General features: G+C 66.6%; 19 protein-coding genes and 1 riboswitch. Of the genes, 13 read left to right on the plus strand and 6 right to left on the minus strand.

What is annotated here, in order from left to right:
• The first annotated feature begins 4 nt into the window (after window positions 1–4).
• The 9 genes from AC4AMJ_RS14920 (at window position 5) to AC4AMJ_RS14960 (ending at window position 11,191) form a co-directional block, all read left to right on the plus strand.
• The gene (locus AC4AMJ_RS14920; RefSeq protein WP_489900400.1) at window positions 5–463 is read left to right on the plus strand and encodes a succinate dehydrogenase hydrophobic membrane anchor subunit; all 459 of its coding nucleotides are present in this window, start codon (window positions 5–7) and stop codon (window positions 461–463) included.
• Window positions 464–479: 16 nt separating this feature from the next.
• Complete coding sequence (gene sdhA, locus AC4AMJ_RS14925; protein WP_489900399.1) at window positions 480–2,234, plus strand: succinate dehydrogenase flavoprotein subunit; 1,755 nt, start codon at window positions 480–482, stop codon at window positions 2,232–2,234.
• Window positions 2,234–3,022 (plus strand): succinate dehydrogenase iron-sulfur subunit, encoded by a 789-nt coding sequence (locus tag AC4AMJ_RS14930; RefSeq protein WP_489913025.1) that lies wholly within the window; start codon window positions 2,234–2,236, stop codon window positions 3,020–3,022. The genes sdhA and AC4AMJ_RS14930 overlap by 1 nt, the downstream gene beginning before the upstream one ends.
• Window positions 3,023–3,293: 271 nt before the next feature.
• On the plus strand, window positions 3,294–4,664 hold the full coding sequence (locus AC4AMJ_RS14935) for an aspartate aminotransferase family protein (RefSeq protein ID WP_489913027.1): 1,371 nt from the start codon (window positions 3,294–3,296) through the stop codon (window positions 4,662–4,664).
• 2 nt (window positions 4,665–4,666) lie between these two features.
• Entirely contained in the window at window positions 4,667–5,713 is a 1,047-nt protein-coding gene (locus tag AC4AMJ_RS14940) for an adenosine deaminase (protein WP_489913029.1), read from the plus strand.
• Window positions 5,710–6,936, plus strand: coding sequence for a PucR family transcriptional regulator (locus AC4AMJ_RS14945; protein WP_489900395.1), 1,227 nt, complete (start codon window positions 5,710–5,712; stop codon window positions 6,934–6,936). Before AC4AMJ_RS14940 ends, AC4AMJ_RS14945 begins: the two co-directional genes overlap by 4 nt.
• Before the next feature lie 250 nt (window positions 6,937–7,186).
• A complete protein-coding gene (locus tag AC4AMJ_RS14950; protein WP_489913031.1) occupies window positions 7,187–8,887 on the plus strand; it encodes a PHA/PHB synthase family protein in 1,701 nt (566 codons plus the stop codon).
• Window positions 8,888–8,897: 10 nt separating this feature from the next.
• Complete coding sequence (locus AC4AMJ_RS14955; protein ID WP_489913033.1) at window positions 8,898–9,788, plus strand: alpha/beta fold hydrolase; 891 nt, start codon at window positions 8,898–8,900, stop codon at window positions 9,786–9,788.
• Between the two features lie 158 nt (window positions 9,789–9,946).
• Window positions 9,947–11,191 carry a D-alanyl-D-alanine carboxypeptidase family protein gene (locus AC4AMJ_RS14960; protein ID WP_489918441.1) on the plus strand — a complete coding sequence of 415 codons (1,245 nt, stop codon included), beginning with the start codon at window positions 9,947–9,949 and terminating at the stop codon, window positions 11,189–11,191.
• Between the two features lie 22 nt (window positions 11,192–11,213).
• Here AC4AMJ_RS14960 and AC4AMJ_RS14965 read toward each other — a convergent pair whose 3' ends face one another.
• From AC4AMJ_RS14965 to AC4AMJ_RS14975, 3 genes are all read right to left on the minus strand, one after another.
• Window positions 11,214–12,266, minus strand: a complete 1,053-nt coding sequence (locus tag AC4AMJ_RS14965; protein ID WP_489918442.1) for a YhjD/YihY/BrkB family envelope integrity protein — start codon at window positions 12,264–12,266, stop codon at window positions 11,214–11,216.
• Window positions 12,267–12,314: 48 nt separating this feature from the next.
• The gene (gene trpS / locus AC4AMJ_RS14970) at window positions 12,315–13,349 is read right to left on the minus strand and encodes a tryptophan--tRNA ligase (protein WP_489900390.1); all 1,035 of its coding nucleotides are present in this window, start codon (window positions 13,347–13,349) and stop codon (window positions 12,315–12,317) included.
• Between the two features lie 98 nt (window positions 13,350–13,447).
• On the minus strand, window positions 13,448–14,284 hold the full coding sequence (locus AC4AMJ_RS14975; RefSeq protein ID WP_489913035.1) for an exodeoxyribonuclease III: 837 nt from the start codon (window positions 14,282–14,284) through the stop codon (window positions 13,448–13,450).
• A gap of 114 nt (window positions 14,285–14,398) precedes the next feature.
• Between AC4AMJ_RS14975 and AC4AMJ_RS14980 the strand changes: the two genes are divergently transcribed.
• Entirely contained in the window at window positions 14,399–14,581 is a 183-nt protein-coding gene (locus tag AC4AMJ_RS14980; protein ID WP_489913037.1) for a (2Fe-2S)-binding protein, read from the plus strand.
• Window positions 14,582–14,683: 102 nt separating this feature from the next.
• The gene (bfr, locus tag AC4AMJ_RS14985) at window positions 14,684–15,169 is read left to right on the plus strand and encodes a bacterioferritin (RefSeq protein WP_489900385.1); all 486 of its coding nucleotides are present in this window, start codon (window positions 14,684–14,686) and stop codon (window positions 15,167–15,169) included.
• A gap of 22 nt (window positions 15,170–15,191) precedes the next feature.
• On the opposite strand, the gene AC4AMJ_RS14990 is transcribed toward bfr, so the two are convergent.
• On the minus strand, window positions 15,192–16,439 hold the full coding sequence (locus AC4AMJ_RS14990; protein WP_489900383.1) for an MFS transporter: 1,248 nt from the start codon (window positions 16,437–16,439) through the stop codon (window positions 15,192–15,194).
• 155 nt (window positions 16,440–16,594) lie between these two features.
• Entirely contained in the window at window positions 16,595–18,562 is a 1,968-nt protein-coding gene (locus tag AC4AMJ_RS14995) for a PE-PPE domain-containing protein (protein ID WP_489913039.1), read from the minus strand.
• Window positions 18,563–18,809: 247 nt separating this feature from the next.
• Window positions 18,810–18,929: riboswitch (SAM riboswitch) on the plus strand.
• Between the two features lie 62 nt (window positions 18,930–18,991).
• On the opposite strand from AC4AMJ_RS14995, the gene AC4AMJ_RS15000 reads away from it, so the two are divergent.
• Complete coding sequence (locus AC4AMJ_RS15000; RefSeq protein ID WP_489913041.1) at window positions 18,992–20,314, plus strand: bifunctional o-acetylhomoserine/o-acetylserine sulfhydrylase; 1,323 nt, start codon at window positions 18,992–18,994, stop codon at window positions 20,312–20,314.
• A gap of 44 nt (window positions 20,315–20,358) precedes the next feature.
• Entirely contained in the window at window positions 20,359–21,510 is a 1,152-nt protein-coding gene (gene metX, locus AC4AMJ_RS15005; RefSeq protein ID WP_489913043.1) for a homoserine O-acetyltransferase MetX, read from the plus strand.
• A 12-nt stretch (window positions 21,511–21,522) separates the two neighbouring features.
• Here the strand turns inward: metX and AC4AMJ_RS15010 are convergent, their stop codons facing one another.
• A complete protein-coding gene (locus AC4AMJ_RS15010) occupies window positions 21,523–23,013 on the minus strand; it encodes an Hsp70 family protein (protein WP_489913045.1) in 1,491 nt (496 codons plus the stop codon).
• Between the last annotated feature and the right edge of the window lie 81 nt (window positions 23,014–23,094).

Below are 23,094 nucleotides of genomic sequence, written 5' to 3' on the forward strand. Positions count from 1 at the left end.
CCTGATGACTGCATCGCAAGCAACTCCGGGTGTCGCCAAGACCCTGGGCACCCAGTACGACCGTCCGGCGAGCCTGGACAACCCGCGCGCTCCCCGGATGCGCAAGGGCGGCAACTTCGAGAAGTACGCATGGCTGTTCATGCGATTCTCCGGACTCGCCCTGATCATCCTGACCATCGGTCACATGTTCATCATGCTCGCCTGGGATAACGGCGTGCACCGCATCGACGCATCGTTCGTCGCAGCCCGCTGGCGCGAACCCTTCTGGCAGATCTGGGATCTGACCATGCTGTGGCTGGCTCAGCTGCACGGCGGCAACGGAGTCCGAACCGTCATCGCGGACTACTCGCGCAAGGACTCGACCCGTTTCTGGCTGAACGTCCTGCTGGGCATCTCGATGATCCTGGTGCTGGTGCTCGGCACCTACGCACTGCTGACCTTCGACGTGAACAGCGTCGGCTGAGGAGACTGACGAACATATGCAGGAACATCGCTACGACGTAGTCATCGTGGGCGCCGGCGGTGCCGGTATGCGCGCCGCGATCGAATCCGCCCCTCGCGCCCGAACCGCGGTGCTCACCAAGCTCTACCCGACGCGCAGCCACACCGGCGCGGCCCAGGGCGGCATGTGTGCGGCCCTGGCCAACGTCGAGGAAGACAACTGGGAGTGGCACACCTTCGACACGGTCAAGGGCGGCGACTACCTCGCCGACCAGGACGCCGTCGAGATCATGGCCAAGGAGGCGATCGACGCCGTCCTCGACCTCGAGAAGATGGGTCTGCCGTTCAACCGCACTCCCGAGGGCAAGATCGATCAGCGTCGCTTCGGCGGTCACACCCGCGACCACGGCAAGTCGCCGGTTCGCCGCGCCTGCTACGCCGCCGACCGTACCGGCCACATGATCCTGCAGACGCTGTATCAGAACTGCGTCAAGCACGACGTCGAGTTCTTCAACGAGTTCTATGCCCTCGACATCTGTCTCGGCGAGAACGAGAACGGAGAGAGCGTCGCCACCGGCGTGGTCGCCTATGAACTGGCCACCGGTGAGATCCATGTGTTCCACGCGAAGTCGATCGTGTTCGCGACCGGCGGTTCGGGACGCATGTACAAGACCACCTCCAATGCCCACACGCTGACCGGCGACGGCATGGGCATCATCTTCCGCAAGGGGCTTCCCTTGGAGGACATGGAGTTCCACCAGTTCCATCCGACCGGCCTGGCCGGGCTCGGCATCCTCATCTCCGAAGCCGTCCGCGGCGAGGGCGGCATCCTGCGCAACGCCGACGGCGAGCGCTTCATGGAACGCTATGCCCCCACGATCAAAGACCTTGCGCCACGTGACATCGTCGCGCGCTCGATGGTGCTCGAGGTCCTCGAGGGCCGCGGTGCCGGACCGAACAAGGATTACGTCTACATCGACGTGACCCACCTCGGCGAGGACGTGCTCAACGAGAAGCTGCCCGACATCACCGAGTTCGCGCGCACCTACCTGGGCGTCGACCCGGTGACCGAGTATGTGCCGGTGTACCCGACCTGTCACTACGTGATGGGTGGCATCCCAACCAACATCGAGGGCCAGGTACTCAAGGACAACGACACCGTGGTCCACGGCCTCTACGCCGCAGGCGAATGTGCCTGCGTGTCGGTCCACGGCGCAAACCGTCTGGGCACCAACTCGCTGCTGGACATCAACGTGTTCGGGCGCCGCGCGGGAATTGCGGCTGCCGAGTACGCGAACTCCGCCGATTTCGTCGAACTGCCCGACACCCCGACGAAGTTGGTCGACGAGTGGCTCGACCTGCTGCTCAGCGATCACGGGCACGAGCGGGTCGCCGACATCCGCACCGAACTACAGGTCACCATGGACAACAATGCCTCGGTGTTCCGCACCGAGGAAACGCTCAAGCAGGCGCTGACCGACGTGCACGCGCTCAAGGAGCGCTACAACCACATCCGCGTGCACGACAAGGGCAAGCGCTTCAACAGCGACCTGCTCGAGGCCATCGAACTCGGCTTCCTCCTCGAGATGGCCGAGGTGACCGTGGTCGGTGCGCTCAACCGCAAGGAATCGCGTGGCGGTCACGCACGCGAGGACTACCCCGATCGCGACGACGTCAACTACATGCGGCACACGATGGCCTACAAGAAGGGCACCGAACTTCTGGCGGACATCGAGCTGGACTACAAGCCCGTGGTGCAGACCCGCTACGAGCCGATGGAGCGTAAGTACTGATGACAGCAACCCTGGAGAACCCCACGCCGTCTGCCGACGAGCCTCCATTGCCGCCGGTACCCGACGAGGCCACCATGGTCACGTTGAAGATCTACCGGTTCAACCCGGAAAATCCGGATGCGCAGGGTTTCGAGAGCTTCCGCGTCCCGGCATTGCCCACCGACCGGCTGCTCAACCTGCTGCTGTACGTGAAGGGTTACCTCGACGGCACGTTGACCTTCCGTCGTAGCTGCGCACACGGCGTCTGCGGCTCCGACGCGATGCGGATCAACGGTGTGAACCGCCTGGCCTGCAAGCTGCTGATGAAGGACATGCTCCCCAAGGACAAGTCCAAGGAGATCACCATCACCATCGAACCCATCAAGGGTCTGCCGGTGGAGAAGGATCTCGTGGTCAACATGGAGCCGTTCTTCGACGCGTTCCGTGCAATCAAGCCGTTCCTCATCACCAGCGGCAACGAGCCGACACGTGAGCGCATCCAGAGCCAGTCCGACCGCGCCCGCTTCGACGACACCACCAAGTGCATCCTGTGCGCCTGCTGCACCACCAGTTGCCCGGTGTTCTGGAACGAGGGCAGCTACTTCGGTCCGGCAGCGATCGTCAACGCGCATCGGTTCATCTTCGACAGCCGCGACGAGGGCGCCATCGAACGGCTCGACATCCTCAACGATGTCGATGGGGTGTGGCGTTGCCGCACCACCTTCAACTGCACCGACGCATGCCCGCGTGGCATCCAGGTGACCCAGGCGATCCAAGAGGTCAAGCGCGCGCTGATGTTCTCGCGCTGACCGCACCCGGAACGCACCGAGCGAATCGACCACGGACGCTCACCCGCAGAACCTCTCTGCAGCCCCGACGACGTCCCTCCCACCCGGAGGGACGTCGTCGTTTCTGTGACGAACCGATCGGCATGTGGTGAAAGTCCGCGACCGGCAGGCACGTTCGGCGCACTCGGCGACCGCCTCCGGGCACTGACCTCGCCGGTCGAGGGAACAGACCACAGAGATGTGCCCCGCGGTTCTGGTTGCCGCCGGACACCGAATCGGCAACCATCGTGGCATGACCGACTCATCGCCACCGTCCCTCGGTGATCGCAGCGCCGCACACCTGTGGGGTCACTTCGCCAGGCACGGCGACCGCGTCCGACCACCGGTCATCACCCGCGGCGAGGGTGTGCGGATATTCGACGATCAGGGCCGCAGCTACCTCGACGCTCTCGCCGGGCTCTTCGTCGTCCAGGTCGGACACGGGCGTGTCGAGCTGGCGCAGGCGGCCGCCCGGCAAGCCGAGCAGCTCGCGTTCTTCCCGGTCTGGGGGTACGCGACGCCGCCGGCGGTCGAGCTCGCCGAACGACTTGCGTCCTACGCGCCCGGCGACCTCGACCGGGTCTTCTTCACCACCGGTGGCGGTGAAGCGGTCGAGAGCGCCTGGAAGTTGGCCAAACAGTACTTCAAGCTCGTCGGCAAGCCCGGCAAGCACAAGGTCATCTCGCGCGCGGTCGCCTACCACGGCACACCGCAGGGGGCGTTGGCGATCACCGGGGTGCCCGCACTCAAAGAGCCCTTCGAGCCCCTTACGCCCGGCGCCTTCCGCGTACCCAACACCAACATCTACCGGGCTGCCGACGACATGGCCGCCGACCCCAAGAAGTTCGGGCTCTGGGCCGCCGACCGCATCGCCGAGGCGATCGAGTTCGAGGGTCCCGACTCCGTGGCCGCCGTGTTTCTCGAGCCGGTGCAGAACGCGGGAGGGTGTCTCACGCCGCCGCCCGGCTACTTCGAACGGGTCCGCGAGATCTGCGACGACTACGACGTGCTGCTGGTCTCCGACGAGGTGATCTGCGCGTTCGGCCGCATCGGATCGATGTTCGCCTGCAACGACTTCGGATACGTACCCGACATCATCACCTGCGCCAAGGGGATGACATCGGGCTACTCCCCCATCGGCGCCATGATCGCCCGCGAGAAGCTCTTCGAGCCGTTCCGAGACGGGACGACCACCTTCGCCCACGGTTACACCTTTGGCGGACACCCGGTTTCGGCGGCCGTCGCGCTGGCCAATCTGGAGATCTTCGAACGCGAACGGCTCAACGACCACGTCGCGGCGAGCGCACCGGCGTTCCGGGCGACCCTCGAGCGTCTGCACGATCTGCCGATCGTCGGCGACGTCCGCGGCGAAGGGTTCTTCTACGCGATCGAACTCGTGAAGGACAAGACGACCAAAGAGAGGTTCACTCCCGACGAGAAACAGCGCCTGCTGGGCGGGTTCCTGAACACCGCCCTGTTCGAGGCCGGCTTGTATTGCCGCCCCGACGGTCGCGGCGACCCGGTCGTCCAGCTGGCTCCGCCCCTGATCGCCGGGCAGACCGAATTCGACGAGATCGAGCAGATTCTACGATCGGTGTTGGCGCAGGCCTATACGCTGCTCTGACGATGTCCAGGATCACCGAGTTACCCAAGGTCGAGTTGCACGTGCACATCGAGGGCACGCTGGAGCCCGAGCTCGTCCTGGAGCTGGCGCGCGACGGCGGAATCGATCTGCCGTATCGAGACGCGGCGGAGTTGCGCCGACGGTATGTGTTCACAGACCTCCAGTCGTTTCTGGACATCTACTACGCGAACATGCAGGTCCTGCGGCGGCGCCGCGACTTCGCTCGTCTCGCATATGAATACGCGATGCGCGCCCACGCCAGCGGCGTCGTCCACGCAGAAGTGTTCTTCGATCCGCAGGCGCACACCTCCCGGGGAGTCGCGATCGGCGATGTCGTGGGCGGCCTCACCGACGGCTTCGACCGAGCACGCGCCGACACCGGTTTCACCGCCGATCTGATCGCCTGTTTCCTCCGCGACCGTCCGGTGGCCGAGGCCCATGCGACGCTCGACGGGCTCATCGCCGTCGGCGCACCGATCGTTGGCGTCGGCCTGGACTCCGCAGAAGTGGGCAATCCGGCAGTCTTGTTCGCTGAAGTCTTCGCCCGCGCAGCAGATCTCGGTTTGCATCGGGTGGCGCACGCAGGCGAGGAGGCCGGTCCCGAATCCGTTCGGCAGGCCCTCGACGAACTCGGAGTCGAACGAGTCGACCACGGAATCCGCAGTGTCGACGACCCAGGGCTCGTGTCGGAGCTGGCCACCAGAGGGACGGCGTTGACCGTCTGTCCGCTGTCGAACGTACGGTTGCGGGCTGTCACCGACATCGCGTCACATCCGCTGCCCGAACTCATCGCCGCCGGTGTGCGGGTGACGATCAACTCCGACGATCCCGCCTACTTCGGCGGGTACGTCGAGGACAACTTCGCCGCGGTCGCCGACGCATTCGACCTCGACGACGCGACGTTGGCGCAGCTCGCACGAAACTCGGTGATCGCCAGCTTCATGCCGGAGGAACGCAAAGCCGAGTTGATCGAGCGCATCGACGCCTGGCCTGCGGATGCGCCGAATCGTCCCGCGGACACGTCATCGCGACCGACAATGGAGCCGTGACCACCCGACCGGCGACGACAGACGACGAACTCGACGACGAACTCGAGAAGGTCGCCGGACTGTTGTCGCGGCGCCTGGCAGGTCTCGCCGACGACGTGGCGGAAACGATCCGGGCGCAGGTGGATTTCTACGGATCGACCGACGTCGTATCGCGCGACGACATCGTGCACACGGTGCAGAGCAACTTTGCCCTGGTGATCCAAGGGCTGGCCGGGGACCGTGCGTTCGACACCTCGCCGGCCGCTGCCACCGGCGCCTCACGCGCCGACGCAGGTGTGCCGCTGCCGGCGGTGATGCACGCCTACCGCATCGGTTTCCAGATGGCCTGGAACGAGTTCATGACGATCGCCCAGGGGGATCTGGAATTGAGCCGCCACACCCTGCTGGAGGCGACCGCACGGATGTGGGAGGCGCAGGACGCGTTCATCGTCGCGATGGCCGAGGCGCATCGCGAACGCAGCACGACGATGATCCTCGACGATGCCAGCGAGCGCGCGGCGCTCACCCAGCACCTCCTCGAGGGCCGGGTCTCCTCGGAGAAGAGTCTGTGGGAAGTGGCCGAACTCCTCCGGCTACCTCACCGCGGCCCCTACGTCGCGGTGGCGGCCGAGGCGACGGTGGTCGGCAAGGCGCCGCTGCCGGGCATCGAGAGCCGGCTGCAGAGCCGCGACATGCGCTCGGCCTGGCGCCTGCTGCCCGACCAACAGATGGGCATCATCCACATCCCGTCACCGTCTGCTCGGCAGAACGCGCTCGACATCCTGGCCCGGCACGCCGGCGGCAGAGTCGGGGTGAGCACATCGTTCACCGACCTCGCCGAGACGGCGCGGGCACTGCGGTACGCCCGCGTCGCGATGGCCCGACGCGGAGACGGGGTCCGGGTGTTCGACGATTCGGTCCTGGGGGTGGCGGCCCTGGCCGCGCCGGAGGTGGCCGCCGACCTCGCGGACACGGTCCTCGGCCGGCTCTACGCACTGCCGGCCGAGGACCGGGAACCGCTGCTCGAGACGTTCCGCATGTGGGTCTGCGTCGGCGGCAACATCAACGACACCGCCGAGCGGCTGTATGTGCACCGGAACACCGTGCGCCATCGACTGCGTCGGATCGAAGAGCTCACCGGGCGCTCCACCACCGCGCCGCGTGACGTGGCCGAACTCTGCCTGGCATTCGAGGTCGACGAGCAGCTGCCGGTCGTCAACCACCGACCGCCGACCGCACCGTGATGCGTGCCGCCGACCAGCCCATTGTGCCTCTGCACACCTCGGGCGTGCCGACGTTAGACGTCGCACCATCGCGTTCGAGAGGTCACGCGGGCCACAATCAAAGGGCAACGTCGTTCGCCATCACCGTGCAGCCCCACCGGATTCGCCCCTCCCCGGTAAAGCACCACGTATGGCCATTCGAGTAGCCACCCACCGGTCCGACCGGAACGATCCGTAAGCGCGACATCTCCATCCCAGCAGAGGCAAGACCATGACAATCGCCCAGACAACTTCCGCCGCAAACGATATCGCCGCACCACTAGACCTCCTCCTGGTCAACTCGACCAAGTCGTTCGGGGGACGGATGACCCCCAACGCCGCGTGGGCGCGGTTCGGTGTCGAGCTGGCAAAGCAGCCCGGCACCGTCGCCGGGGAAAGCCTCGGCCTGACCCGCGAGCTCACCCAGATCGCGCTCGGCCGATCCGACCGCGCTCCCGAACGCCGGGACAAGCGCTTCTCGGATCCCGCCTGGTCCGGAAATCCGATCCTGCGGCGAGTCGAGCAGGCGTATCTCGCCGGCGCGGACACCGCAGAACGTCTGTACGCGTCGACCGACCTGGACTGGCGCGATGCCGAGAAGGTGCGCCTTGCGCTCGACAACATCATCGAAGGACTCGCACCCACCAACAATCCGGTGCTGAGCCCCCTGGGGTGGAAGGCGCTCATCGACACCGGCGGCCTGTCGGCGGTCCGCGGGCTCAAGGCGTTCGCCCGGGACATGGCGTCCAAACCGCGGGTGCCGGCGATGGTCGATCCGGATGCCTTCTCCGTCGGCGAGTCCGTGGCGGCCACCAAGGGCTCGGTGGTGTTGCGCACCAAGATGTTCGAGCTGATCCAGTACGCGCCGCAGACGTCGACGGTGCGTGAGGTGCCGCTGCTGATCGTGCCCCCGGTGATCAACAAGTACTACATCATGGACATCGCCCCGGACCGCAGTCTGATCGAACACTACGTGCGCGGCGGTCACCAGGTCTTCGCCATCTCCTGGCGCAATCCCAGCTCACGCCACCGTGATTGGGGATTCGACGCCTACGGTCAGGCCATCATCGACGCGGTGGACGCGACCCTGGCAGTGACCGGAGCACGCGCGGCCAACATGTTCGCCACCTGTTCGGGGGGCATCATCGCCGCGATGACACTCGCACATCTCGCGGCGATCGGCAAGGGTGACAAGGTCGCGAGCCTGACCCTCGGCGTGACGGTGCTCGATCAGAGCCAGGCCGGATTCGCATCCGCATTGACCAGTGAGCGTGCGGCCAAGGCGGCGATCCGCTCGTCGTCGAAGAAGGGATACCTCGACGGCAAGGCCATGGCCGAGATGTTCGCTTGGTTGCGTCCGACCGACCTGGTCTGGCGTTACTGGGTGAACAACTACATCCAGGGACGCTCACCGGCGCCGTTCGACGTGTTGTTCTGGAACGCCGACACCACCCGCATGACGGCGCGTCTGCACCGCGACATGGTGATGATGGGCCTGGGCAACGACCTGGTGACCCCCGGTAAGGCGACCATGCTCGGCACCCCGGTCGATCTCGGCTCCATCGAGTGCGACGCCTATGTGATCGGCGGGATCGCCGACCACATCTGCCCCTGGCAGGCCACGTATCGCAGCGCCACGCTGCTGGGCAGCAAGAAGAACAAGTACGTCCTCTCCACCAGTGGGCACATCGCCTCCCTCGTCAACCCGCCCGGGAACAAGAAGGCATCGTTCCGCACCGCCGAGGCCGACGCCGACGTCACGCCGAGCGCATGGCTGAAATCGGCTCAGAATCACAGTGATTCGTGGTGGCCGGATCACCTGGCGTGGCTCGACGAGCACGGTGGCGACGTGGTCGACGCGCCCGTCGTCCTCGGCGCACCCGGCCACGAGGCCCTCGCCCCGGCACCTGGTACCTATGTTCTGGCGAAGTGAGGGAGAGTAGATGACAACAGACGGCGGCAGCACCATCGACGACACCGACGAGGTGGACCGCCTCGTCACCGCGGGTGGTCAACGCCTTCGCGTGCGGTACCGGCCCGGGGTCGGCGTGCCCCTGGTGCTCTGCAACGGGATCGGCGCGAGCCTCGAGGTGCTCGACCCGTTGGTCGAACATCTCGACACCGATCGGCCGGTGGTCCGTTTCGACGTCCCCGGCGCCGGCGAATCCCCTGCTTCGCCATTGCCCTACGGGTTCCCGTATCTGGCGTGGACGCTGGGGAAGGTTCTCGACCGACTCGGGATCGGAGTCGTCGACATCCTCGGCCTGTCGTGGGGCGGAGCCCTGGCGCAGCAGTTCGCGTTCCAGAACCCGCGTCGGTGCCGACGACTGATCCTCGTCGCCACGGGTACCGGCGCATTGATGGTGCCCGGGCATCCGCGGGTCCTCGGCAAGATGCTCACCCCGAAGCGCTTCAGCGATCCCGCCTACGCCGCCGCGATAGCGGGCGACCTCTACGGCGGCTCGGTCCGGCAACACGGTGACGACGTGGCCGATCTGTTCGTCCGGCAACTCCATGCGGGATCGATGGTCGGGTACGTCCATCAGTTGATGGCCGGCGCCGCGTGGACCTCGTTGTTCGCGCTGCCGGCGATCCGGCAGCGAACCCTGGTCATCGCCGGGGACGACGATCCCATCGTCCCGATGATCAACGGTCACATCCTGCATCGGTTGCTGCCGCGGGCGCGACTGCACCGGCACGCAGGCGGGCACGTCGACCTCGTGCTGAAGGCCACCGAGTTCGGGCCTGCGATCGATGACTTCCTGGGCCCACCGCGGCCCGGGCGGATCAGGCCGCGCAGCGTTCGCGGCCGGCACCTCACCCCCGGCGGGTGATCGGCCCCGCTGCTTGATCGACAGAGCGTTTGATCGGCACGACGCTGATCGGTAGGGCACTGATCGACAGGGTGGCGGCTGATCGACAGGGTGGCGGTTGATCGACAGGGCGGGTCGCGAACACGGACTGATAGTCTCCTGCGGTGCGGCCACTCGTCATGCCCATCTGCGTCATCGCGGCCCTCCTGATCGCGGTTGTCGCCGCACCGTGTGCGACTGCCATTCCGGTACCCACACCGGTCACCGACCACTGTCCCCACCGGGTCGCACCACCGCCGCCCGTCGACGAGTCCGAGGTCGTGGCGCCGGGTTCGGCCACCCCGACCCCGCTCGAGGTTCCGGCACCACCGGTCGGCGGTGACGGGCTCGGTGGGTGTGGTGTCGTGGCGGACCCGGCGCTGGGTCCGGTGCCGCCACGGCTCACGTCGGCGGGATGGCTCGTCGCCGACCTGGACAGCGGCCGGGTGATCGCGGCGAAGGATCCGCACGGGCGATATCGCCCCGCGTCGACCATCAAGATCCTTCTCGCCCTGGTCGCACTCGATGAACTCGATCTGGACACCGTGGTGACACCGACGGTCGAGGACTGGAGCACCGAGGGTGACTCGTGTGGAATGGGCCCCGGTGGGCACTACACGAACCGCGACATCCTGACGGGGCTGCTGGTGGTCTCCGGGAACGATTGCGCCAACGCTCTCGCCCGCGAGCTGGGTGGCGTCGACGCCACCCTGGCCAAGATGAACGCCGAGGCGCGCTCCCTGCACGCGCTGGACACCCGAGCCGCATCTCCCTCCGGCCTCGATGCGCCGGGCATGTCCACGTCGCCCTATGATCTCGCGCTGATCTTTCGGGAAGCCATGCGCAACAGCACATTTCGTTCGATGATCGGGCTGGCGTCGTACCACTTCCCGGGCTATCCCAAGCGCCCTGACGTGCCGGGCGACAAGGACCACCCGGGCTATCTGATGCAGACCTCCAACCAGCTTCTGCTCGAGGGCTATCCGGGAATGCTGGGCGGGAAGACCGGCTACACCGACGACGCGGAGAAGACCTTCGTCGGCGCGACCGAACGCGACGGCCGGCGGATTCTCGTCGTGCAGATGTTCGGCCTGACCATCGAGTCCGACTCGTACTGGGACCAGGCGAAATCGCTGTTCGACTATGGCTTTCGCGCACCCGCCGATGTCCACGTGGGCGAACTGGTGGCCCCGCCGAACCCGACCGCCGCGCCGAGTGTCTCGCCCACGACCGCACGCCCGTCGCAGGCGACGAGCCAGGCGCAGGCGAACTCCGGAACCGATCAGCCCACCAGTTGGTCGATCCGGATCCTCGTCGGCCTCGTCGCCGCGCTCATCGCGATCGGCTTGCTACTGGTCGCGTTGCGGTTGTTCTCCAGGCGTTGATCGGGGTCCTACCACCGTCGATTCATCGACGTAGCAACCATCCCAGCAACGCGCTCATCACCGCACCGATGCCGGCCACCGCGACGAGTGTGGCCGGCCGGGGCACCGGACTGACCTCGTAGTTCGGCGAGACGACCACCGGCGGCACCGTCTCGGGTTCCTCGGCCACCTGGTATTGCTCGTTCATCGCATCGGTGGCACACCACGCAGCCGCGTAGAGGATGATGCGTGAGGCGAGGTACGCGAAAACCATGATGCCGAGGATCGGGCCGAACGCCGCGCCGGCCGGACTGCCCAACACCGATTTGAGATAGAACCCGCCGACCGTCTTGACGATCTCGAAAGCGACAGCGGTGAGCAACCCCGCCTTCAGGGTGTTGCGAAAGGGCAGTTTCACCAGCGGAAGGCGGGACATGACGAACGTGAAGAGCAGCCACGAGGCGAACACCGAGACCCCGATGGACGTAGCGCGAATGACCGTCGGCGCCCACGAGGTGTCGTCCAGCCCGACCCACGACAAGATCTGGTTGGGCAGGCCGGAGTTGCCCAGTGTCGTCAGCGCCATGGTCACGGTGAACGCGATACCGAGCAGGGCGAAGGTGACGAGATCCCAGACCTTCGACATCACCGGATTGCGTTGGATTCGACCGCCCCACATCTCGGTCATCCCCGCCCGGACGCCGGAGATCCATCCGATACCGGTGAACGCGGCACCGAGCAGACCGACCACACCCACGGTGGTGCGCGAGTCGATGGCCGAACGGATCAGGGCGGACACCTGATCACCCAACTCGCCCGGCATGTTCTTGACCACCGCGTCCTGGATCTGGTCGAGAATGTCCGGCTGATTGGCGAGGACGAAACCGGCGATGGCGAAGGCCACCATCAGGATCGGGATCAGGGCGAGGATCCCATTGAAGCTGATACTGGCCGCGTACAGGTTGCCGCGTCGGTCGTTGTATCGCTGCACCGTGTTGATCAGATGATCGAGCCACGCCCAGCGTTCCCGCGCGTCACCGAAACCCGTCTTCGCACGCTCAACCGCACCTTTGGCGGTATCCACCACCGAACTCACCTGCATCGCCTCCTCGGTCGACCACGGGTCGGTCCGACGAGGTACCGATCACCGTCCGGGCGCCAGGAACCCCACTCTGTCATAGACCGCGGCCAGTGTCCGCGACGCGACCGAGCGGGCGCGTTCGGCACCGCGCGCCAGGATGGCATCGAGTTGGGCCGGATCGTCCATGTACTCGGTGACACGCCCGCGCAGCGGCGTGACGAACTCGGTCAGCACCTCGGCGGTGTCAACCTTCAAGTCCCCGTAGCCCTTTCCCTGATATTTGTCCACCAGGACGTCGACCGGGGTTCCACCGAGGGCCGACTGGATGGTGAGCAGATTGCTCACCCCCGGTTTGGCGGCCGGATCGAATCGGATCTCGGTATCGGTGTCGGTCACGGCCGAGCGGATCTTCTTCGCCGAGCGCTTCGGTTCGTCGAGCAGGTTGATCAACCCACGATCGGACTCCGCCGACTTGCTCATCTTCGCGGTCGGATTCTGCAGATCGTAGATCTTGGCGAACTCCTTGACGATGTAGGCCTCGGGCACCTTGAGCACCTTGCCGAACCGTGAATTGAAGCGCTGTGCCAGGTCACGCGTCAGCTCAAGGTGCTGACGCTGGTCCTCTCCGACCGGCACCTGATCGACGTCGAAGGCCAGGATGTCTGCGGCCATCAGGATCGGGTAGGTGAACAATCCGACTCCGGCGGCATCCACCCCCTGTTTGGCCGACTTGTCCTTGAACTGCGTCATGCGGCTGGCCTCGCCGAAGCCGGTGATGCAGGACAGGACCCAGGTGAGCTGGGCGATCTCGGGGATGTGCGACTGCACGTAGATCGTCGAGCGCTCCGGATCGACGCCGACGGCGAGCAACTGCGCCACGCTGAGTCGGGTCCGTTCGGCCAGCGTCGCCGGGTCGAACTGGGCCGTGATGGCGTGCATGTCGGGGATGAAGTAGAACGCCTCGAAGTCATCCTGCAGCGCCACCCATTGACGGACCGCACCCAGATAATTCCCGAGGTGGAAGGAGTCGCTGGTCGGCTGGATGCCGGACAGCACGCGCGGCCGCGCCGCGTCCGGCCGGGAGACGTCACTGCTCATGTCACCAGTCTCTCAGACGCACGCGAGCCGAATTCCGCGAGAGTCACCTCCACGACGACGCCTCGAGGACGACCTCGACATCGTCGGGCCGCCGGCGCTCAGTCGTAGACCACGGTCATCGGTGCGTGATCGGACCAGCGCAGATCGTAGGCATCCGCGCGGTCGACCCAGGCCTTGACCGCGCGCTTCGCCAGGGACCCGTTGGCGAGCTGATAGTCGATCCGCCAGCCGGAATCGTTGTCGAAGGCCTTACCGCGCCACGACCACCAGGTATATGGCCCTTCCTCGCCGGGGGTGAGATCGCGCATCACATCCGACCAGCCGGTGTCGAGCCGGTCGGCAACCCACGAGCGTTCGTGCGGCAGGAAGCCCGGGCTCTTCAGATTGCCCTTCCAGTTCTTGATGTCGGCCTCGGCGGGCGCGATGTTCCAGTCCCCGCCGACCACCACATGGCGACGTCGGCGGCGCAACCGATCGAGATGGTCGCCGAACTCGCCGAGGAAGCGCACCTTCTCGTCGAACTTCGCGACCTCCTTGGGTGCCGACGTCGCCGCCGCCCCCTTCGGCAGATAGAGGCTCGCCACCGTTGTCGGGCCCGGGCCGGCGTCGAGATCCGCCTCGATATAGCGCCCGGCGGGGTCGAACTCGGCGCTGCCGAATCCGACCCGCACCGCGGTGAGCGGGATGCGACTCAGGATTCCGACCCCCGCGTGCCCCTTGACGACCGACGAGCACATCGCGAGCTCCCAGCCGTCATCGAGCGCGGGTGCCAGAGCGTCGCGGGCCTGCTGTTCATCGGCCCGGATCTCCTGCATCAGGACGACGTCGGCATCCGATCCGGGCAGCCATGCGAGAAGTCCGCGGTTGGCGTCCGAGCGATGCTTCACAGCGGCCCGGATGCCGTTGACGTTGACGGTGCTGACGGTGATCGACACGGACACGAGGGTAACGCCCACTGTGGTGCGCCCGTACCAGAGGTAAGGCAACCCTTGCCGGGGGGCATGCTTTATGTAATGCTTGCCTAACTGATTTGATTCGAGGTGAGAGCCATGTTCGTCTGCATCTGCCGAGCGGTGACCGAGGACGAGGTCCACGAGCACTGTTCGTCCGGCGCCATGTCGGTGGACGCCATCGGCGATCGCTGCGGTGCGGGCGAAGGCTGCGGGACCTGCCTCGAGCGGCTTCAGGAGATCATCAACGAGAGGACCGTCACCGCGACCACGGCAGCATGACGGACGACAGCTGAGCCCGCTGTCCACAACCTCGCGTCTTGAGCGGACGCGAGGTTGTCGTCATGTTAAGTTCGCAGTACCACGGCGAACGGAGGCTCGGTCATGCGCGGTGACGACGAAGTGATCGCTCTACTGAACGAACAGCTCACCAGCGAGCTGACGGCGATCAACCAGTACTTCCTGCACTCCAAGATGCAGGCGAACTGGGGCCTCACCGAGATCGCGAGCAAGACGCGCGCGGAGTCGATCGAGGAGATGCAGCACGCCGAACGCCTCACGGACCGAATCCTGTTCCTCGAGGCACTCCCCAACTATCAGAAAATCCTGCCGCTGCGCATCGGTCAGACCCTGCGCGAGCAGTTCCAGTCGGATCTCGCGATCGAACTCGAGGTCGTCGACCGTCTTCGTCCCGGCATCACGATGTGCCGCGGCAAGGGCGACGTCACCAGCGCCAAGATCCTCGAGGACATCCTCGCCGACGAGGAAGAGCACATCGACTATCTCGAGACACAACTCGAGCTGATGGACAAGATCGGCGAGCAGCTCTACCTGTCGAAGACGATCGCCACTCCCCCGACGATCGGCTGAGGCCACGTCGGTCGGCCGCCACTCACAGAGCACTCTCCACGACCTCGGCGGTCGGGTTCGCCACCCGGCCGCCGCTGTGTCGACTCGCGAGCAGCGCCAGCCCCAGGACGAGCACACCGGCGATCGCCAGCACCGAACCCAGCATCGACGGCGAGCGATAGCCGTGGCCGGCCGCGATCACCACACCGCCGAGCCACGCGCCCATGGCGTTGGCGATGTTGAGGGCCGAATGGTTGAGCGCGGCCGCCAACGTCTGCGCGTCGTCGGCGACGTCCATCAGGCGAGTCTGGAGTGCCGGAATCGTCGACGACCCGGACAGGCCGATGGCGAAGCTGAAGATCATCGCGGCCCACACGTTCTGCATCGTGAGCGCGAACAGCATCAGTGACGCTGCGGTGGCGATCAGACCGGCCAGGATGCCGATCGGCACGCTGCGATCGGCGACGGCGCCGCCGACGATGTTGCCGGCGACCATTCCCAGTCCGAAGAGCATCATCGCGATGGGCACGACCGACGTCGACACTCCGGTCACGGTGGTCAGAGCCGAGTTCAGATAGGTGTAGAACGCGAACATCCCACCGAACCCGACAACGCCGATGAGCAGCGTGAACCACACCTGTGGGCGCGCCAGCGCGCCGAGCTCGGTCACCGGGTTGGTGACCCGCATGTCGGAGAGGTCGGGCATGAAGCGGACCAGAGCGACGATCGTCGCGATGCCGATCACCACGACGAGTCCGAAAGCGACTCGCCAGCCGAGGGATTCACCGAGCCAGGTGGCCATCGGCACACCGAGCACGTTGGCCACCGACAGCCCCAGCATCACCTTCCCGACCGCCTTGGCCCGATCGCGCGGTCCCGCCAGGTGCGCGGCCACCAGCGCTGCGACACCGAAATAGGCCCCGTGCGGCAGCCCGGCGATGAATCTCGCGACGATCAGCAGACCATAGGTCGGTGCCAGGACCGTGAGGAGATTGCCGGCGGTGAAGGCGACCATCAGGCCGATGAGCAGGGCCCGCCGGGACACCCGGGCCGTGATCGCCGCGATCAGCGGGGCGCCGACGACGACACCGAGTGCGTACGCGGAGATGACGTGTCCCGCGGTCGGCTCGCTGACACCGACGGTGTCGGCGATGTTGGGCAACAGCCCCATCGCGACGAACTCGGTGGTTCCGATCCCGAAGCCGCCGAGCGCGAGGGCCAGGATCGCCCAGCGCCGGACGGATCGCGAGGATGGCGTGGCGGCGTCGAGGAAGGCAGGGGCTGTGGACACTCAGTCACCAACCTCCGCGAGCACCGGACCGATTCCGTGACCCTGGGGTGAGTTCGTTCACAAGGACCGCCCCGCACCGGACCGGTCTCACGGGTGACCGCGAAACGCCGCGGCTCGAACCGCCGAGCAGTCGATATCCGGTGGTGCCGAGTGGTCTATTCGGGCTCGCCCGACGCTGCTCCGTCGCCCGAGGTGGCCTCGCTCTTGCCCTGACCGGAGGATGTCCCACTCGTGGTGACACCGGGTCCCGATCCGCCGCCTTTGCTGTCGCCGTCGTCCCCGGTGCCTCCGTCGGCGACGTCGGTCGGTCCCGATCCGCCGCCCGGGCCTTCGGTGGTCCCCGTCGTCGTGCCACCGCTGTCATCCGCCGCCGGGGCACCGCCGTTGTCCTCCCCCGACGCACCGGACGGGATCGACGACTGCTCGGTCGGCGGGCTCGGCGGTACATACCCCGGGGCGTCGGTGGGCCCCGACTCGTACGACCCCTGATCATCGGCCGGTTGCTCCTCGACCTGGATGGACGACGATTCGACCGGAGGCGTCGTATCCGAGGCCTGACCGGCGGGCACCGTCTGCGTCATCGTCGGCGACGGGTCGACCGACTCTCGTTCAGCAGCGGAGCCGTCCACGGCGGGCTGGTGTGCATCGCCCGGATGCTCGATGACGGCCAGACGCTGCACGACGTCGTCGCGCTGGTCCGCGGACGAGTCCGACGAGAGGTCAGCGGTGGCGGCGAATGCCGAGACGGGAGTGGTGCCGGTGGTCGTGACCGGACCGATGATCTCTCCCGCCCAGTACTTGACGAAGTTGGCCGGTATCAGCACGATGCTCTTCGCACTCGCGGCCAGCGCCTGCACCCCTGCCTTCACCTCGTCGGGCGCGTTGTTGACGATGCCGTCCAGGATGTCCTCGAAGACGAAGACGTCCGGGAGGTAACCGCCGTAGCCCAGGTACGGCAACGGCGGCAACTGGTCCTGCACGAGCAAGACCAACGGCTGCAGATTGGCGAGTTTGGCCCCATAGGGCAGGTCGACCTTCCACCGGTCGGCGAGGAAGTCGGGGACCTGCGACCCGTCCAGTCCGATGGCATCGACGCCCTGACGGATCACGCCGACGATCGCGGAGTCCTGGTGAACCTCGCAGGTTGTGGTCGACGAACCGGCCGCCGTCTCACAGGTGGTGTCGCCCCACTTCGTACCGGTCGACGAACTGTAGGGGTCCAACCACATCTGATAGGGGTAGTACCCGTGCTTGGTGAAGTAGCCGACCAGCGCATCGATCGCGCCGATCGGGTCGTGAACCGGGTCGGGCACATCGCAGATGCCATCGCCGTCGACGCAGACGGTGGTGACCGGGACGTCTCCGAATCCGCCCTCGCGCGAGCCGCTCATCGTGAGCCCGGGGAAGATACCGGGTAGTGCCAGTTCGACACCTTCACCGTCGACGGTGCCGTCCCGGCGGGGGTCGGAATAGAGCTCCCCGGAGATGATCGGAATCGGGTGTCCGTCGGAGTCGAGGACCTGGTTGCCCTGATCGTCGAGGAGGTACTTCTGGATCTCGACGTCGTCCGACGTGTCGTCGGTGCCGTTGATGTCGACCTTTCCGACGCGGTCGTTACCGATGTCGGAGAGCACGTCGCCGGCAACGCGGGCTCCTTGCGAATAGCCGGTCACCACGACGGGCTTGCCCGGGCATTCACTCTGGTAGGTCGCGATCGCCTTCTTGGTGGCAGCCTCACCGTCTGCGACGCTCTCGTCGTATCCGAGAGCACCGAGTGGCCACAGTGTGGTCGGATAGTCGACCCGGATGACCTTCAAGGAGTTCTTCGCATCGGGGTCGTTCGGATCGTCGTAGTACGGGCTCGTCGGATCGTCGACGATAACGGTCTCACCGTCCTGGATGACCGGCTTGCGCCCCGTGTACCGCTGCTCGACCCCGACCATCGATGCGGCTTCCGGGTCATTCGTCCCGCCGACGACAACCACCGCACCGCCACCACAGTCGTCGGCCCGCGCCGATCCGACCGCGCCGGGGAGACAGAACGCGGCGACGACCGCGAGACTCGACCCCACGGCCACCAGCGTCGCGGAGTATCGGGCAGTTGCGCGGGGCGGCATGGACATGTGTCGTGGTCTTTCGTCCAAACGGCGACAACGCGTCAGGTGCGACGGGTTGGTCAGGGCTTGGGTCAGCGTAGATCCACTATCCGAAAACACGAATTGCTGTTAGTTATGCTAAAGATGCCTAGCAGGGGTTTTACCAAGACAAATACCGAAGTTCATCCTTTTGGATGACACCTGTCCTCACATCAGATCACCGCGATCGGGAGGGTTCTCGACCGGCAGGGGCCGTGCTATATCCTTGACGCCAGGTCATGAGCATCAGCGTCAAGCCCCGGCTTGCTGATCGGCAACCCTCCAACCGCGGTGGGGTGCTCCGGGTGATGACCGGGTTGAGGAACGCATACGCGTTCCGAGGCAAGCGCGGGTCCGAAGGTCGGACCCCACCAGGGTCGTTGCACCCTGCCGACCGTAGAAAGTGATGACACTGTCATGTCTGACGCCACCGAGGGCATCGATCCGACGGCCGCCTGGAGCTTCGAGACGAAGCAGATCCATGCCGGCCAAACCGCAGACCCAACCACCAATGCGCGGGCGTTGCCGCTGTACCAGACCACGTCTTATGTCTTCAACGACACCCAGCACGCGGCCAACCTGTTCGGCCTCGCCGAGCCCGGAAACATCTACACACGGATCATGAACCCGACGCAGGATGCGGTCGAGCAGCGGATCGCCGCTCTCGAGGGTGGCGTCGCGGCGCTGCTGCTCGCGTCCGGGCAGGCCGCCGAGACCTACTCGATCCTCAACATCGTGGAGACCGGTGGGCATGTGGTGTCCAGCCCCCGGCTGTACGGGGGCACCTACAACCTCTTCCACTACACCTTGCCGAAGTTGGGCATCGAGGTGTCGTTCGTCGACGATCCCGAGGATCCCGCCTCGTGGCAGGCATCGATCCGCGACAACACCCGTGTTCTCTACGGTGAGACGATCTCCAACCCGAACAACGAGATCCTCGACATCGCCGGCATCGCCGAGGTCGCCCATCGCAACGGTCTGCCGCTGATCGTCGACAACACGGTCGCCACCCCGTACCTGCTCAATCCCCTCGAGCACGGCGCCGACATCGTGGTGCATTCGGCCACCAAGTACATCGGCGGTCACGGCACCGCGATCGGCGGCGTGATCGTGGACGGCGGAACCTTCGACTGGCGCGTCCAGCGGGACGGAAAGGATCTGTTCCCCGGATTCACCACCCCCGACGAGAGCTACCACGGTGCCGTGTTCGCCGATCTGGGAGCGCCGGCCTACGCGCTGAAGGCGCGCGTCCAGTGGCTTCGCGACACCGGCGCGGCGATCTCGCCGTTCAACGCCTTCCTGCTGGCCCAGGGTCTGGAGACGCTGAGTCTCCGCGTCGAGCGCCACGTCGCCAACGCGCAACGGGTGGCCGATTACCTGGAGGCCCACGGCCAGGTCGAGTCGGTGGCCTACGCCGGCCTGCCCTCGTCCTCCTGGTACGACCGCGGCCAGAAGCTGTTGCCAAAGGGGCAGGGAGCGATCGTCTCGTTCGAGATCGTGGGCGGGGTCGACGCGGGCAAGGCCTTCGTCGACGCGCTCTCGCTGCACAGCCACGTCGCCAACATCGGCGACGTCCGGTCGCTCGTGATCCATCCCGCGTCGACCACACACAGCCAGCTGACGCCCGAGGAGCAACTCGCGGCCGGAGTGACGCCGGGGCTGGTGCGCCTTGCCGTCGGGATCGAAGGCATCGACGACATCATCGGCGACCTCGAACAGGGTTTCGCCGCGGCGAAGTGAGTACGGGACAACCAATCCGAGGTGCATTGCAGAGTGAGTGAATTGTGTCGGTGAGTATCGAACCGCGAACCCAGCCAGCAGACGAACCCGACTGGGAGCACATGCCGGACGGGGCGATGGCCCGTGTCGACATCGGCTCGGTCTCACTCGACAGCGGCGATCGGATCGACGACGTCACCCTGGCCTTTCAGCGCTGGGGGACGTTGTCGCCGACCCGCGACAACGTGATCCTCACCCTGCATGCACTCACCGGTGACTCCCACGTGACCGGGCCTGCCGACGATGATCAGCACCTGTCGGCCGGTTGGTGGGACGGCCTGATCGGTCCGGGCTGCGCGATCGACACCGACGAGTGGTGTGTCATCTCGGCGAACGTGCTCGGTGGGTGCCGAGGTTCGACCGGGCCGGCATCGACGGCGCCGGACGGGCGACCGTGGGGTTCACGGTTCCCGCAGATCACCGTGCTCGACCAGGTGCGCGCCGAGCGCGCCCTGATCGATCGCCTCGGTGTCACCGGGATCGGCGCCGCCGTGGGCGGATCGATGGGTGGGGCCCGCGCATTGGAGTGGGCCATCGAATACCCCGAGATGGTGCGCAGTGCGCTGGTCCTCGCCGTCGGGGCACGCGCGACGGCCGATCAGATCGGGACGCAGACCACTCAGATCGCGGCGATCAAGGCCGATCCCGATTGGCTGGGCGGCGACTACCACGCGACGGGACGGATCCCGACCGCAGGCCTGGGCGTGGCGCGACGCATCGCGCACCTCACCTACCGCGGCGAGGTCGAACTCGACCAGCGATTCGGGGATACCCCGCAGGCCGACGAGGAACCGCTGACCGGTGGCCGCTACGCAGTGGACAGCTACCTGCAGCACCAGGCCGACAAGCTGATCCGACGATTCGATCCGGGCAGCTACGTGGTGCTCAGCGAGGTGCTCAACCACCACGACGTCGGGCGCAACCGTGGTGGCATCGAAGCCGCACTGCGCGGCTGCCGGGTGCCGGTGATCGTCGGCGGAATCGCGTCGGACCGCCTGTACCCCTTGCGCCTACAGATCGAATTGGCCGAGCAGCTGGGCAACTGCGTCGGGGGGCTGCACGTGCTGCACTCCGACAACGGTCACGACGGTTTCCTGACCGAGTTCGACTCGATCAGCGACCTCCTCAAACGCACCGTCGAGATCGCGCGCGCCTGAACGTCTCCCGCATCACCGGGACGGCGTTGTCGTCGTCACCGTCCGCGGTGTCGGCGTTGTCGTCGACGGCGCCGTCGGTGTCGTCCGCTGTGGCGCGGCCTGCTGCGGCGCCGGCGGAGGTGGCGTCGGCTGAGTCGACTCCGGACGCAGACCGGGCGGCAGCAGTTCCGGCGGGATCGTCGGTGCGGGGTTGGTCCCCTGCGGCCACGGCAACGACGGAAGCGGATACGGCACGAGCGTGCGCGTCGGCGCCGAGGACGACGGATCCGACGGCATCGTCGGAGGGAGTTCGGTTGTCGCCCAGCCTGGGACGTCACCCCCACGGGGTTCGGTACGTTCGGTCGTCGGCAGAACCGGCTGCGCCTGTGCCTGCGGGATACGGGGTTGCGGCACCACCACCGACGTCGTCGTCGTAGGTGTCCGCTCTGTCGATGACGTGGCCGCCGACGTCGCCGAGGATGTGGTCTGCGGCGCGGTCGTCGACGGGGCGGGCTCATTGTGCCCGGCCAGCGATGAGCTGACGGCATAGATCGTCATCGTCGCCGCGGCGAGAATCGCGCCGACCACGGCCAGCGGGGTTGCGGACAGCCACTCCCGGTTGCGCCGCCCACCGATGAAGGCCAGCCGCGACGTGGAGGTCGGGGTGGTGTTCGCGCGCGCCAGGATGGCCCCACCGATCGACGCGGCCAACTCCGGCGCGTTCGGGACCACGACCTCGACCTTGACCTCGTCGGGGACGATCGCCCGTACCGCCGGAAGGTTCGCGATACCTCCGACCAGGACGACGGCCTCGGGACGGACTCCCCGCTCGGCGCTGTCCCACAGGTATCGCCGCAGGACCTCGCGCGCCTCGCCGACCATCGGCGCCACGGCCTTCTCGACGGTGCCCGCGGTGAGTGTGGTGTGCCCGCCGCCGTCGGCGAGCAGGATCGAACCGGTTCCCGCGGACGATGACGGTGCGGCGACCTCCTCCTTCGCGGCCCGGCACGCGCTGAGCAGAGCCGCGCGGCGCCCCCGCGCGACACGTGATTCCGCGGCGTCGTCGGCCGAGGTCAGCTGGGACACGATCGCCCGGTCGACGTCACGACCGGCCAGCGCACGTGATCGCTGCGGCGCGGAGATGCGGTTCATGGGCAACTCGACCGTGTACAGCGACATCCCGGTGTCGCCACAGTCGGCGACCACCACCGTCCCGAACCGATCGATCTGGCCGGTCGCGGACAGGTAGGCGACGACGGCCTCGTCGTCGTCGACGAGGTGGATCTGACGGCGCGGGCCGCTCCCTCGCGACCGGAGCTCGCGACGCTGTTTCGCGGTCCGGGCCGCGACCCCGATCGGTCCGACGCGACGACCGGCGCCGCGCGCCGCCGAGAGCATCAGGTCGATCCCGGCGTTGACCCGTCCCGCGACATCCAGACCATCACTGCGATCGACGTCGATGACCCGGGTGTCGACCACACTGCGCCCGGCGTCGTCGCGGGTCAGCAGGACGTAATGAATCATTCCGTCGCCTGCGGAGACACCCAGCGACGTCGATTCGTCGGGAATGGTCGAGTCCTCAGTGGTGATCGTCGAAGTGATGCG

The organism is Gordonia sp. LMA484 (assembly GCF_058129505.1).